The organism is Aureispira sp. CCB-E (assembly GCF_031326345.1).
In the GTDB taxonomy this organism is placed as follows: domain Bacteria; phylum Bacteroidota; class Bacteroidia; order Chitinophagales; family Saprospiraceae; genus Aureispira.
In genome coordinates, this window is sequence record NZ_CP133671.1 from 7,268,514 (window position 1) to 7,282,672 (window position 14,159).

A 14,159-nucleotide genomic window follows, 5' to 3' on the forward strand; every position below is an offset into this window, starting at 1 on the left:
TTGCTTTATTCAAATATGGAAGATAAAATTGAAAAACTCTTATTCTCTCCGAATATTAACAATGTAGAATTAGCGTTAATTCTAGCCAAGAATGAAGGCATGCCAATAGAACAACTTCCCACTGTTCAATGGATTCTACGCCACGTCTTTAAGCTCGAAGCACTTCCGACCAATTTTGAAATTGATGCCAAAGTTATCACAGCATTTACTACTAAAAAAACAATAGAATTAGCTGGAAAATTAGGATGTATACCTGAAAATGTATACCTACTAAAACATCTAATTAAGTTATCCCTTGATTTTGAAAACCAAGAAGGACATTTATCCAATGCATTATCTAAGCTTGAGAATTTGACTATTCTACAAATTAAAAACTATACCTCTACACTACCATCTAATTTATGGGCTTTAAAGAAATTAAAATCCTTAGAAATTACGCATTGTCCTGATTTATCTGAAAAGAGTTCAATATGGGAAATGAATTGGCTCGAAAGATTAGAGTTGGAAAACTGTAACCTACATAAAATTCCGCCATCCATTCAACAATTTGAACATTTAGATTATTTTTCTATTCAAGAAAATCCTATCAAAAAGCTACCCAATGAGCTACTAAACCTTCCCAAATTAAAGTTTATATCCTGCTATCAATGCCAAAACTTGACTATTCCTTCCTACCAAATGGAAAGTTTTAATAAGGCTGGCATAATCCTATTAAAATAGTCACTTAAACATCACCCCTCATCAATCCCCAGATAAAAAACCTCTTTTAGCAATTTTTAGCAATTTAGGAATTTCTTTTTGTTTGTATTCAGGAGCCAGTTCTACCGATTTACTAAAGTCTGCTGTCGCCTTGTCGTATATTTTCAAATTCAGATAGTAAGTACCACGATTATAATAGAATTCTGCAATTTGATTATTCAATTCTATTGCTCGGTTAAAATCTTCCAAGGCATTATTGGTCACTCCTTTATCCATCCAAATCAAGCCACGATTACTATACCCAAAAGCATTTAAAGAATCCATTTGAAGCGATAAATTGACATCTTCCAAGGCACCATCATAATCTTTCAAAAGACGCCTAGCATTTCCCCTATTGTTATAGGCATAGCTTGAAAAAGGTGTTTTTAAATCTGCGGCGGTTGTAAAATCTACCACTGCATCTTCATAAGCTTTCAAATCAATATTGGCATAACCTCTTCGGATATGCGTTGCAGCATCTTTGGGGTTAATTGCTATTGCTTTATCATAATCCTTAATGGCCTCTTTCGCCTTGCCCATATTGGCATAAGTATAGCCTCTCGAAATATACCCCATATTAGCTGTTGGGTTAATTTCTATTACTTTAGAAAAATCTTTAATCGCATTTTTATAATCTTTTTGCATCCGATAAGTCAAGCCCCTTTGATAATAAGCTTTTGCAAAATCGGGCTTCAACTGAATTGCTTTGGTTAGGTCTAACAAACCAGCTTCTATGGCATCCGTCCCTACTCGAATGGTACCACGATGGTAGTAAGCCGCTGCATCCTTAGAATTTAAGGAAATTGCCTTTTCCAAATCAACCAAGGCAGCATCAAACTCTCCCAACAATCGTTTCGAAAAGCCCAACAAAGTATAAATATCACGATACTGTTCGCTAGTAGTCGTTCGAAGTTCCTTCAGTTCCAACACTTTCTCAAAATCCTTGATCGCTTCTTGATTGCGGTTAACCTCTTGGTATGTCAATCCTCTATTGTAATAAGCATCTAAATGTTTAGGACTTAACTCCAGTACGGTACTATAATCCATAATGGCATTTTCAAAATAATCCATCGCTCGATAGCACTTGGCTCGATTATAATAAGCATCCATATCTTCGGGACTTAGTTCTACTACCTTATCAAAAACTTCTTTTGATGCTTCATGTTTATTTTGTTCAAACAAAGCCCGCCCCTTATTTGTCAACGCAAATACGTATAGAGAATCTATTTCCAAAGCTGCATTATAGCTATCGACTGCTTCAGCATATTTTTTTTCTTTAAAGAATACATTCCCTTTTTGATAATACGCTTTGGCGGTTTGTCCCAAAACATTATTAACAACAATCATTGCAAAGAATAAAGTAAGGTATTTCATATTGTAAGTTTTTATCTAAGAGCTCAATATATTTTCTCTAAAAATCAAAAATGAGACCGTTTTAGTTTTGTTGCCTTTTATTCGGACAAAAACTCAATTATTCGGACATTATTCAGACAAAGCACTTTTTATTCGGACAATTATGACCAATTATAGCTTAGAATCCTTGACCTTATTATCTCCAAGAAAAGTATAAAAAGCGCCTTTCGTAGTACCATGTTTTACTAACAACTGATGTACTTCTACCAATTCATTAATATCTCTTCTGGCAGTTCGGTCTGTTATCGTATTAATCTCTTGATAGATACTATTGGTAATTTGCCCATGCTCTTTTACGTATTCGAGTCCTTTCAGCTGTCGCTCACTCAAATCAAGGCTATCCAAGTAATCCTCCGTGTATTTATTTTTATATAGGGTAATGGCAATGCCTCCACCCAACAATTCAATTTTAGGTTCTGGCAATGCCCACTTTTGACACTCCTCAATTACCTTAGGGATTCCTCTTCCCCAAGCCTCAATCAAACCTCCCTTAAAACACACTTCTGCCAAGATAGGATTTTTGGGCAAAGAAGGATGTTTCTCTTTTAGATTCTCTATTGTCAAGCCCGACGGCAAGCTACCTTCGTTCCAGACCATCATTTTATCCTTGTACAAACTAATCTGAATAGGGGCTTGAATATAAGTTCGATGTACCAAGGCATTTAATAAAATTTCTCGTATTGCCAAAGGAGGATACTCTGGACGTTCCTGTCGTTGCAATCCCTTATAAGAAATCGTAGCCGTAATATATTTGGCATCCAAAATCGCCATTACCTTATCTGCCAATTCTATGATGTTGCCCTCTACGGTTTCTTGTGATAATAATTCCGAATCGGAAGTGCCAAACTTTCCAATTTTGATATACGCTGTAGGGTAAAAATCTCTCGGGTCATCGCCAAATAACAAAATAGCAGCTCTTTTTAAACGTCCTTTTTTTTGTAAGCGAAGGTTCTTTAAGACCTCTTCCATCGTATCCGAACCAATAGAAGGAAGTCGTTGACTAGAAATAGCTCCTTGCTTAAACAATTGGATCGTCTCTTCAGACAAATCATCCAAAGTAGCCTGAGGCTCTAAAATCGCATCCCAAGTTTTTCCAGACTTGCGCATCAAAAAATCATTCAAAGCTGTTCCTTGCAAAATTTGTTTGGTACTCCCCGAACGATAATAATATTTTCCTTGATAAGAAATTGGAACATCATAAGCATCGACAACAATTTCGATATAATATTTATCCTGCTCCAAAAGTAAGTTAACATCACACAAAATCCCTAGATTACTAAGAATTTTGCCAGGTAGGCTTTCCATCCGATGTCGATACTTACGCAACCCCACCACTTTGCCATCGTCGTCAATTCCCAAATAGATACGCCCTCCTTGTGCATTGGCAAAACCACAAATCCATTTTAGATATTCATCTTTCCACAAAAGTTTCCATTCTGTATTTTGGTTTTCTCTCATTGGCAATTGGTATTAGAATAATTATTTTCAAGCTTCTAAAATTCAAGCAAATATTTTATTGTTTTGTTACAAAATACCATTTTTCTAATAAAAATACTATCCCAAACAAAAAAGGCTGTTCCTCAAAGGAACAGCCTCATTCTATTATTCTCTCTCTATAAGAGCAAGTCTTATACATTTAACATAACAGGCATCACAAGCATCAACAAATCTTCGTTGGGGGCTTGTTCTTCTGTTCTAAGGATACCAGCACGATTGGGGCTAGACAACTCAATACGCACGTTATCTCCACCAATTGTGTTCAACATTTCAATTAAAAACTTTGCATTGAAACCAATTGTCATCGCATCGCCATCATAAAAACAAGGCAATTGTTCGGTAGCTCGGTTAGAAAAATCCAAATCTTCTGCCTCTATTGTCAAGCTGCTGTCCGATATTTCCAATTTGACCTGATTGGTTGTTTTGTTAGCATAGTTTGCAATACGTTTCAACGAATTTAAGAAATCCGTTCTTGTAATGCTCATTGTATTGGGATTATCCGAAGGAATAACCGCTCCATAATTGGGATAATTTTCATCAATAAGGCGACAAGACAATACTTGGTTTCCAAAATAGAAAATCGCATTGGTATCATTATAAGTGATATTCACACTTTGATTGCTATTAGACAACGCATTTTTCAACAAATTTAATGCTTTTTTGGGCAAAATAAAAGCCCCATCAAGTTCTGTGTCAATATCCGTAAAGCTATATTTAACCAGCTTGTGTGCATCCGTTGCTACAAAAGTCAACCCTTCGCTATTGATTTGAACAAATACCCCTGTCATTGCCACTTGCGACTCATTCGTACTTGTTGCAAACAATGTTTTGTTGATTCCTTCTAACAATACCGTTGCAGGAATATCAATATTATCCACCTTATCAGGAGATGGGATTTTTGGAAAATCATTTCCATCTTCTCCTGCCAACTTATATTGGCCAAACTGAGACGTAACAGCAACAGCAAATGTTTCTAAGTCAATAGAAAATTTTAAAGGTTGTGTAGGCAATTGCTTTAAAGTATCCAACAAAATTCGAGCAGGAATTGCGACACATCCATCTTCATCTGCATCTACATGCAAAGCAGCCGTCATAAAAGTTTGGTTATCGGTAGCCGTAATGGTCAAGGTATCTCCTTCTATTTTGAATAAAAAATCTTCCAATATTGGCAAGATAGGATTAGAGCTAATTGCCCCATTAATAATTTGAAGTTGCTCCTTAAGGTCTGCTGAAGAAATAGAAAATTGCATGGTTTGATTTTACAATAATTTGTTAGAAAATCATACTAAAAAGAATTTGTCTCCTGTACATTTATACATCCTATTTTTAAAACTTAAATTTGAGTCGCCAAGTAAAATACTTATAAGGCTCTTAAATCTAAGTACATAATAATTTGAGGCTTGGTATTGGGTAATGTTTTGTAGAGGAACGTCTGAATGCATACCGACCACATCTAACATTACTTATACAAATTCTTTTAATTCTGTATAATATGGTTTTGAGGTTGCCAATTCATCCTTTTTTAGGCTGATAGTAACACTATCAAGGCTCAAAAAAACTGCCCATAAAGGCAAAATCAAGCATTTGTAACTTGAAGATAGAATTTAAACAGGCTCTAACTACAAAAATAGTGTTTTCTTCGTATAAAGGAAATTTATTGAGGGGATTATAGACAAGAAATCCGAAAGGGCTTTTTATTTGCTCATTTCAATTATCATAATATTCTCATAAAAACACTAAAATTTCAAACACAGCAACAAAAAAGGGCTTTTTTTGTTATTTTTGTGCAATCAATTTTTAAGACTAAAGAAATGGAATTTTTAGATAAAAAATTCTGTTCTATCCAATAATACTCTAGAAGTATTTATCATTACTCCGTTGAAACCACGTAGTAGCAGCGCAGCTAAATCATATTAGTTTGATTATCAGCAAGATGCTTTTTTACGTTTTTCGTAGGAAAACTAAAAAATCAACGGAGTATTAATTTATATCATAAAATAGCAAACAACAATGGAAGATAAAAAAATGACTAAACCACCGGTAATGCTTTATACAGAGCAAACACCCAATCCTGAGACATTAAAATTTGTCACCAACCAAATGTTGTACCCTCGCAAAATGGCTGATTTTCCTGCTGATCAACAAGAGTTGGCTGCCGAGTGGTCTCCATTAGCAACAGCCTTGTTCAAATTTGACTACGTTCAAGGGGTTTATATTTGTAATAACTTTGTAACGGTCACCAAATCTCCAGAAACAGAGTGGGCAACAGTCATGATGGAGTTAAAAACATTTATCAAAGCTTATGTAGAAGAAGGAAATGTGATCATGAAAGAAGGCTTTGAAGATATTAAAGCCCAATTGGAAGCTGAGGAAGAAGAACAATATACGGGTGACGATGCCGAATTGGTTGGAAAAATCAAACAACTATTGGATAAATACGTTCGCCCAGCCGTAGAAATGGATGGCGGGAACATCAAATTTCATTCTTTTGAAAATGGTGTGGTCAATGTGGTCTTACAAGGATCTTGTAGCGGCTGCCCATCTTCGTCAGGGACACTAAAAGTAGGCATCGAAGGAATGCTCAAACGCATGGTTCCCGAGGTTAAATCAGTAGAAGCAATCATGGGCTAAGGTGTAATTTCCATATAGAATTATTCACTTGCTTTCATGCAAAACCGAGCTCAAATGAACCTTCATTTGGGCTCGATTTAAAAAGACACGACAACATGCAATCACAATTTAGTGCGATCCCCGTTATTACTAAGAACCTCATCATCTTGAACCTTTTGATGTTCTTAGCGGCACAAACATTAGGCAATGCTATTGCTCCTCATCTAATGATTTATTATGTGCAAAATCCCATGTTTCAACCCTTCCAACTAGTAACTTCCTTTTTCATGCACGGTGGAATTATGCATATATTTTTTAATATGCTGGTTTTATTTATGTTTGGGGCAGATACAGAGCGAACCTTGGGACCAAAAAAGTTTTTATTTTTGTACCTTTCAGCAGGCTTCGGAGCCAATTTGCTCTATTTACTAGCTAATTATGGCTATGTTCAATACTTGACACAAGGCTTGTCTCCAGAACAATTTGCCTTTGCAACTGGACAAATCAATCAAATTGCAACCACCTTGTACAGTCCTGAATTAGATAGCATCCGAGCAACAGCGGGCAAAATTTGGTATACTCCGTCATTAGGTGCATCGGGTGCAACGTATGGCGTATTGTTTACCTTTGCCATGTTGTATCCCAATAGGATTCTCTACCTAATTATCCCTCCCATGCCTGTCAAAGCCAAATATTTAGCCATTGGGTTTGCCTGTATGGAGTTGTATCAACAAGTTTATGGAATCAATACCAATATTGGCCACTTTGTTCACTTGTCGGGAGCAGCTATTGCAGTTCTTTTGGTTTGGTTCTGGCGAAAACAAGGGGCTAGATTTTAAGAGAATCTTAAAAACAAAAAAAACAGGCTCGAATATTCGGAAGTCTGCAACTTTATCAAGAACTTAGTATGTTGTACCAAAAGTCACTGTTTTTACAAGTATTTTGAGACATATCTATTTAGCAAATAACACAAGAACTCAACAGCAACCATGGCAACAAACATCTGGGAAGATTTAAAGCTGCGTTATTATCAAGGAAATACCATAATTCGTCTGATTATGGCCAATGTTGCCGTGCATGTTATTATACTGCTCGTCTCCGTGGTATTTTATTTGGCAACCGCAACCACAGAGCCTTATTTCAGCTTTATCAGAGAGTGGTTTTATTTCCCTTCAGAAATTGAAAAAATCCCTTTTCGCTTTTGGAGCATTTTTACCTATATGTTTTTGCATGACTTACGGGGTATTTTTCATATTCTGATGAATATGCTTGTGTTATTCTGGTTTGGTAGTCAACTCAATAGTTTAATTTCAAACGATAAAATTTTTCCCATCTATATTTGGGGCGGTGTTGTAGGAGCCTTATTTTTTGTCATTGGGTATAATATTTTTCCTCCATTTTGGAATTCCACTGGCAATCTAGTAGGGGCATCGGCGAGTGTGATGGCCATTGTTTTGGCCGCCGCTACCCTCAATCCCAAAGGGCGCATGCGCTTTTTTCTGATTGGAGACGTTGAATTACAATACATTGCTTTAGCTTGGGTTATTTATAATCTAATTGTCATTCCTGGTGATAATCCAGGTGGCGCATTAGCACACTTGGGCGGTGCTTTTATGGGATGGTTTTTTATTTATCAATTACGCCGAGGAGTAGACTTATCAAAACCGATTCGCAATGTAGGAGATTGGTTTTTGAGAAAGAGAAGACAGCCTACATCTAAAAAGAAAAAAACACATCAAAGAGCCGAAAGTCCTTACAAAGCCAAAATGAAGGTTTATAAAGGAAGCCAAAAATCAGATTATTATGGCAATGAGTACGGTCGCTCTTTTATGCAAAAATATAAGGAAATGTCTAGAGAAGAATGCCTAGATGCTATTCTGGATAAAATCAAACGCTCTGGATACGACAGTCTTTCAGAAGATGAGAAAGTATTCTTAGATCGCTATCGCTAACTCTTTTGTACCATCCCATTTCCTAATCTACTCAAATTACTGAGAACTCCTACTTTATTCATGTTTCGTTGGTTAAAGAATACCTTTACTAAGTTATTATTTGGAGCAAATATTATTGTTAGTTTACTCCTACTTTGTTCTTATTTGGCAATATGGATTCCTCCTTCTACCTTTTACTGGTTTGCTCTTTTGGCAAATGGTTATCCTTTTTTGCTGTTAATCAACCTGCTGTTTGCTTTTCTTTGGCTCTATCGACGCAAACGCTATTTTTACCTTTCTCTGATTGCTATCTTTTTAGGTGGTTCACATTTATTCAATTTAATTGGGTTCAATTGGTCCAATACAGCACCGTCAGAAAATAGTGTCCGAATCATGAGTTATAATGTGCGTTACTTTAATGCTACCGCCTTATCTGATAAAAAGAAATTAGAACAAGCGCAACAAAAAATATTGCGTACCATAGAAGCCCAAGCGATTGATATTTTTTGTGGTCAAGAGTTTTCAGGAAAAACAGCTCGATACAACCAAACCGCCAAACAATTTTTGGAAGACAAAATGGGCTTAACGTACCATTTTCAAGGAGGAGGCAGCAGCTTAGCTATTTTCTCCAAATATCCAATTCTAAAAAAAGGAACCATTGACTTTCCCAATAGTTACAATGGTGCTATTTATGCTGATTTAAAATACCATGGTAAAACAATTCGCGTCTATTGTTTTCACTTACAATCTATTGGATTGGGGAGTGATGAACATGAGCTTTTTGACGAAGACAACTTATCAACACTAGGTCAAAACGCTACACAAAAAAAATATCAACGCATTAATAATAAATTAAAAGAAGCATTTTTGCAACGAGAAGAACAAGCCAATTTTATTGCACAACATATTCACAATAGCCCCTACCCTGTTTTGGTTTGTGGTGACATGAATGACACCCCAAGTTCTTATGCTTATGGGCAACTTGCTCAAAATTTGACCGATGCTTTTCGAGAAAAAGGAAGTGGTTTAGGAAGCACCTACGCAGGTTTGCTTCCCTTTTTGCGTATCGACTACATTTTTACCAGTCCAATCAATAGCGTTGAAGCCTTTCGAGTCGTTTCTAATACTTCATCTGACCACTATCCTATTTACACTCATATTCGGTTTTAGGTACATGTTTTCAGACTATATTTACACCAAAGCTAAAAACCCTTTCAGGTGATTTGTTATATCCGTATTCGCTGGGTGCCATAAAGTGTGTATTCCTGCTTGTCGAGCACCAACCAAATTAGGAGCATTGTCGTCTATAAAAAGTGTCTCACTAGCCTTCAACTGTGCATCCTTCAACACATACTCAAAAGCTTCTACATTTGGCTTACGAGCACCAATCAAATGAGAATAATACGCTTTATCAAACAAAGCATCAAAATCTGTAATACCATGCTCCTGCTTGGCAATATCCGTAAATGCTGTTAAATGAATGCTATTGGTGTTGCTCAATAAATAAACGTTGTATCCTCGTTCTTTTAGATCTTGAATTAACGTCAATCCCTTAGCAGGAATATCCAACAACATGGCATTCCAAGCCGTTTCTAACTGTTCTTCAGTCACTGCATTTTGATTGTATTGTTGCAACGCTCCTATAAATTTAGTGGCATCAATTGCCCCAATTTCAAAATCATTAAAAATATTTTCCTGATGAAGTAAAGTAGAAATACGAGCATATTCGGCTTTGCTGCCCGCTAAGGCACAAAAAGCTGCCTCTGTCCACTGTGGTTGTAAGTGGATTAATACACCTCCCAAATCAAAAATTATATTTTTTATCGCCTCCATGGAATTATTTTTTAGAAAAATTGTTTTATTAAATACAAATGCTTATTTTTGTGTCGCACAAGATAAGAAGAAAGTATGAATTCTTGGATTCCAAAAATTAACTTTCAATTAATTTGATGTAAATGGTCTTATAGCTCAGTTGGTTAGAGCAGCGGACTCATAACCCGCTGGTCCCTGGTTCGAGTCCAGGTGGGACCACACCAACAAAAGCAAAGCCCTGTAAGTGAACAACTTGCAGGGCTTTTTTGTTTTCCTTTCTTACTCTTTTTATAAAAGAATTGTTTTTAAATTTTTCTAAGTATCTCAAGTACATCCTTTTTCCTTTCTTCTAAATGTTCTGGAAACTCTATATACTCCAAATCATCTTGAGAGTAAACATCATATATTCGAGTCTTAGGCTTTATTTTGAAAATATCCCCATTCACTAAACCTATAACATATCCCCCTCTTATTACTAGCTTTATATGATTCTCATTTCTAAACCAACTATTATCTGGTAAGAAATATATCCCTTCTTCCCCATCGCATAAAATATAAACTAGATGTTTATTTGTGATTTTCACATCCTTTTGAATTTCTTTTAGGATTACTGTATTGCCTTTAGTCTGGGCAGTTAAAGGATATTGGAAATTTGAGCATTCCTTTTCTGCTGTAATTAATTTCCTTATAGCATTGGGAATAACTTCATTCTTAGCAAACTCATCTAAATCATCAACCTTTTCCTTTTGAAGTTCCTCTGCTAGCAAAAGACATTCTTTTAGTCTGGCTTCTATAGTATTTATTCCTGCACTATCTACTTCATCAACTTTTCTTCTTAATTTTTCTGCTATTGTCATATTTTTTAGGGCTTATCATGGTAATCAATTATACCAACTTTTATTATTTAATTCTACTTCTATTGAAGCATCTAGATATACAAATTAGTCTATTACCACATAAAGATAATATTTTCCATCATGTGACTGCATTCGCCCTCCTCCTCTACGTTGATTCATATTCTGAGGATGACCTTCATACATCTCTATATAATAATTCTCTAACAAATCTATATAATCCTCTCTTGAGCTTACACATAACAAATACATTTTAGAATAATCATTATAATTCGCAGCTCTTGCTTCTCCTCCATCACCTAACTTAAAACTATTACAGGTTCCTATTAGTAAATTCAAGTTTCTAGTAATTCTTTGTTTTATAGTACTCAAATCATCCCTGACCTTATACCTTATCAAAAATTCATCACTAATATAATCTTTATTTATTCCTGATATTCTATCTGATTTTGTTTTATCTGTCAACATCTCATTTAAAATAACAGCTCCTCCTATCACACCTGCTAATGTTGCTAAAAACCTAAACATGATAATCTATTTAATTAATATTTTTTATATAAGACCTTATACGTGTTTTAAATAGTAAGCATAAGAGTAGTCAATAATACTTTTTGTTTCATGGTTATCTAACCATGCTAGTTCTTCATGACTGGCATTTACTATTTTCTTGGTATTGTATTTTTTAAACTTCTTCTCTATTGCATTTAATACATCTAACTCTTGAGGGCTAAATAGATCTTGGTTGAAAGCCCCTCCTGTAGGAACACTAAACTTCTTTCCCCAAAATCCATTAGGGAATTTTACATCTGAAATTACGATAACACCTTCTCTATCCAAAAGCTCAAAAATACTTTCAAAAGTAGTAGGCACAGGACCTCTTTCTATTGCCCTATATTCCATCCCACTCATAGAATACCCTGTTTCTCTAAAAGAGAGAAAATCTGAGTAAAATAGTAATTTGTTCAACATTGTTTTCATTGGTTGAATTGCATTAGCAAAGTAAACCACCATCTCTCTTATCTTGTCAAGAGAAGCCTCTTTATATCCCGTTTTAATATTTGGTTGCTCATTACTAAATAACAATTGCTCCCAATAATAATCCTTAGAACGTTTAACATTAGATAAGGTATTTATCCGAGCAAATACCTTTTTCTTTTGAGTCTCATTCAACGCCTCAGATATTTCAACCAAAAACTTAAACTGTTTAGGGTCTTTAGCTACTTGGATTATCTTACCATTTGAACGATTGGGAACTTCCCCATTTTCATAATCTCTATAAGTATTGGGTCCAAATCCTAAAACCTGAGACATTTTTATCGCAGATAAGTTATACTTTTCCCTAATTTCTTTTATTTCATGAATAAAAGGCAGGTTGTGCTTATCCCTGTATTGGCTATGAACCTGTTCTACATTTATTTCGTCAAGCTTAGTAGTGGTAAACTTTTCTCCACTATCTTTACATAAATAAAAATGGTATTCAATTTTAAACTTTTCTTTTCTAAAAGTTAATACTAAAGGCTCTACCTTTTTTACCATTTCTTGACCTGTTATTGGACTTTTCATTCTATTCTTTTTATTCTCTTATTAATTAAAAGGATAATTCATTGGGTGTTCAGCGAAATGAAAAGAAATACATATCGTTGAGCAATTAAAAGCTCCCATTGTTACTTTTATATACACTTCTCTGCCTTTGACCAGTTTTCCAAATACCCACAAATCAGGACCTCCATTATTATCACCAAGTGGTCCTTCTGAGTAATCTTCTACAGATAAATTTTTGACTATATTCTCTCTCTCTAGAGGACTTATCTCTAACTCAAGTAGTGTTTCTCTGTTTTTCTCCCGTGCATAAAAAACTATATTAAAAACACTAAGTTTAGCTTTAAAATCATCTAAAAACGCTTCAACATCATCTTCTGTAGCCATTGTAAAATATAATTAACCAATAAAAACACTTTAAAGTGTAAAAACTAATAATAGACTACAAAAATACAACTTTATAATTAAAAACGCAAATCAAAATATTTTGTTTTAAAAATTAAACTATTTTGTTTTAAATATTAACTTTTACACAAAAAAAGGTACTGTTATAAAATCCAAGAAAGAATGAATAAAAAATAGTATTTTTATGAAATTAGGAAGTCTTAGGACTATCCTGTGTAGCCTCAGCTAGTTCTGGGGCTATATTTTTTTCTTGTTTTAGCTCTTCATAATTTTCAATGTAAGATTGTTCATTTTTCCAAAGCACATATATTAAACACAGTAATCTACGCTCTAAGGCAATATTAGCAACCTTTTTAGGTTTTCCCTTTTGAACAATTCTCTTGTAAACAGCCTTGAATTGAGGATTGAATCGGGCTGCAACCATAGCTGGAAAATAAAGTGCCCTACGAATATGAGCATTTCCTTTTTTAGAAATTCTAGTTTTACCTTTAATAGATGTTCCTGACTGTCTCTGAACAACATCCAAACCAGCAAAAGAGGTTAATTGTTTAGCTGACTTCACCATATCGAAACCAGCTGTTTCTGCGATAACAGTTAGTGCAGAAAAAATCCCCACCCCCTTTATCGTACAAACTTATTGTACCCGAGTAGCTATTTTTTGATCCTGCTCTAATACCCTCAAGATCTCCTGTTCACAGGATTTAATTTGAACCTCTATTTTTTTGACTAATTCTTTCAAGCTCTTTTTTATAAATTTATCCCCTTGCTCTGACGCCTCTATACTACTGATTTGGTTTAAGAGCATTGTTCGATTTTCTTTTAAACTGACTCTAAAACGACAAAGTCCTTTAAGTTTTTTGTAAATGGGAGCGGGGGGATGCCACTCCGAAAACTTTCGCTCTACTCCAAACCTAGCCAAAGCTTGTGCATCTGCACTATCCGTTTTTGTTTTTTGATTTAAACTTCCTATATAGTGCTTTGCTTTATTGGGCAAAACCACATGAACCGTTTTTTTTATTTTGTGTAAATGATAGGCTAACGATTCATAATAAACTCCTGTAGCTTCCATCAGATAAACCATTTCAACACTCTGGTTTTGTTGCTTCTTTGACCAACGAACAAAGCGATTAAATCCTTTCTTATCATTTGAAAATTCCTCTACTTCTGATAAGTAAACGTTTTGATCCAATCCTAAACTGCATACACAGACTGTAAATGTCAATTTTGAAATCTCTATCCCCACACATTGTTTTTGTAGCTTTTCCATAAGATCAAGTTTTGTTGACCTATTTTCTTCCTCACCTTTTCTTGTCTCTTATCCAAGCTTACTCTTTGTAGCTTTAAGTACTGTTCTGGCTCT

The 14,159-nt window shown here is 35.0% G+C and carries 15 protein-coding genes and 1 tRNA gene; 6 read left to right on the forward strand and 10 right to left on the reverse strand.

Annotation, left to right across the window (positions count from 1 at the left end; genetic code table 11):
• Nucleotides 1-15: 15 nt before the first annotated feature.
• Nucleotides 16-720: a leucine-rich repeat domain-containing protein gene (locus QP953_RS28055; RefSeq protein WP_052596914.1), complete on the forward strand. Its 705-nt coding sequence runs from the start codon at nucleotides 16-18 to the stop codon at nucleotides 718-720.
• 21 nt (nucleotides 721-741) lie between these two features.
• Here the strand turns inward: QP953_RS28055 and QP953_RS28060 are convergent, their stop codons facing one another.
• The 3 genes from QP953_RS28060 to dnaN all read right to left on the reverse strand — a co-directional run bounded on the left by QP953_RS28060 (nucleotide 742) and on the right by dnaN (nucleotide 4,898).
• Nucleotides 742-2,112 carry a tetratricopeptide repeat protein gene (locus QP953_RS28060; RefSeq protein WP_309553594.1) on the reverse strand — a complete coding sequence of 457 codons (1,371 nt, stop codon included), beginning with the start codon at nucleotides 2,110-2,112 and terminating at the stop codon, nucleotides 742-744.
• A gap of 150 nt (nucleotides 2,113-2,262) precedes the next feature.
• Complete coding sequence (locus QP953_RS28065; protein ID WP_052596910.1) at nucleotides 2,263-3,609, reverse strand: ATP-binding protein; 1,347 nt, start codon at nucleotides 3,607-3,609, stop codon at nucleotides 2,263-2,265.
• A 170-nt stretch (nucleotides 3,610-3,779) separates the two neighbouring features.
• Complete coding sequence (gene dnaN, locus QP953_RS28070; protein WP_052596908.1) at nucleotides 3,780-4,898, reverse strand: DNA polymerase III subunit beta; 1,119 nt, start codon at nucleotides 4,896-4,898, stop codon at nucleotides 3,780-3,782.
• A gap of 760 nt (nucleotides 4,899-5,658) precedes the next feature.
• Here dnaN and QP953_RS28075 point away from each other — a divergent pair.
• The 4 genes from QP953_RS28075 (at nucleotide 5,659) to QP953_RS28090 (ending at nucleotide 9,359) form a co-directional block, all read left to right on the forward strand.
• The gene (locus tag QP953_RS28075; RefSeq protein WP_081909548.1) at nucleotides 5,659-6,279 is read left to right on the forward strand and encodes a NifU family protein; all 621 of its coding nucleotides are present in this window, start codon (nucleotides 5,659-5,661) and stop codon (nucleotides 6,277-6,279) included.
• A gap of 95 nt (nucleotides 6,280-6,374) precedes the next feature.
• On the forward strand, nucleotides 6,375-7,097 hold the full coding sequence (locus QP953_RS28080; protein ID WP_309553595.1) for a rhomboid family intramembrane serine protease: 723 nt from the start codon (nucleotides 6,375-6,377) through the stop codon (nucleotides 7,095-7,097).
• Nucleotides 7,098-7,247: 150 nt separating this feature from the next.
• A complete protein-coding gene (locus tag QP953_RS28085; protein WP_052596904.1) occupies nucleotides 7,248-8,210 on the forward strand; it encodes a rhomboid family intramembrane serine protease in 963 nt (320 codons plus the stop codon).
• A gap of 60 nt (nucleotides 8,211-8,270) precedes the next feature.
• Entirely contained in the window at nucleotides 8,271-9,359 is a 1,089-nt protein-coding gene (locus QP953_RS28090; RefSeq protein WP_052596902.1) for an endonuclease/exonuclease/phosphatase family protein, read from the forward strand.
• Between the two features lie 21 nt (nucleotides 9,360-9,380).
• Here the strand turns inward: QP953_RS28090 and QP953_RS28095 are convergent, their stop codons facing one another.
• Nucleotides 9,381-10,022 carry an HAD family phosphatase gene (locus QP953_RS28095; protein ID WP_309553596.1) on the reverse strand — a complete coding sequence of 214 codons (642 nt, stop codon included), beginning with the start codon at nucleotides 10,020-10,022 and terminating at the stop codon, nucleotides 9,381-9,383.
• A gap of 124 nt (nucleotides 10,023-10,146) precedes the next feature.
• Here QP953_RS28095 and QP953_RS28100 point away from each other — a divergent pair.
• Nucleotides 10,147-10,220 (forward strand) — tRNA-Ile (locus QP953_RS28100).
• Nucleotides 10,221-10,306: 86 nt separating this feature from the next.
• On the opposite strand, the gene QP953_RS28105 is transcribed toward QP953_RS28100, so the two are convergent.
• The 6 genes from QP953_RS28105 to QP953_RS28130 form a co-directional block, all read right to left on the reverse strand.
• Nucleotides 10,307-10,858 (reverse strand): hypothetical protein, encoded by a 552-nt coding sequence (locus tag QP953_RS28105; RefSeq protein ID WP_309553597.1) that lies wholly within the window; start codon nucleotides 10,856-10,858, stop codon nucleotides 10,307-10,309.
• A gap of 84 nt (nucleotides 10,859-10,942) precedes the next feature.
• Nucleotides 10,943-11,383 (reverse strand): hypothetical protein, encoded by a 441-nt coding sequence (locus QP953_RS28110; RefSeq protein WP_309553598.1) that lies wholly within the window; start codon nucleotides 11,381-11,383, stop codon nucleotides 10,943-10,945.
• Nucleotides 11,384-11,419: 36 nt separating this feature from the next.
• Entirely contained in the window at nucleotides 11,420-12,391 is a 972-nt protein-coding gene (locus QP953_RS28115; RefSeq protein ID WP_309553599.1) for a type II TA system antitoxin MqsA family protein, read from the reverse strand.
• Between the two features lie 48 nt (nucleotides 12,392-12,439).
• Nucleotides 12,440-12,781, reverse strand: coding sequence for a hypothetical protein (locus QP953_RS28120; RefSeq protein WP_309553600.1), 342 nt, complete (start codon nucleotides 12,779-12,781; stop codon nucleotides 12,440-12,442).
• Between the two features lie 208 nt (nucleotides 12,782-12,989).
• Nucleotides 12,990-13,415 carry a transposase gene (locus tag QP953_RS28125; protein WP_309553601.1) on the reverse strand — a complete coding sequence of 142 codons (426 nt, stop codon included), beginning with the start codon at nucleotides 13,413-13,415 and terminating at the stop codon, nucleotides 12,990-12,992.
• An 18-nt stretch (nucleotides 13,416-13,433) separates the two neighbouring features.
• Complete coding sequence (locus QP953_RS28130; protein WP_309553602.1) at nucleotides 13,434-14,066, reverse strand: transposase; 633 nt, start codon at nucleotides 14,064-14,066, stop codon at nucleotides 13,434-13,436.
• Nucleotides 14,067-14,159: the final 93 nt, after the last annotated feature.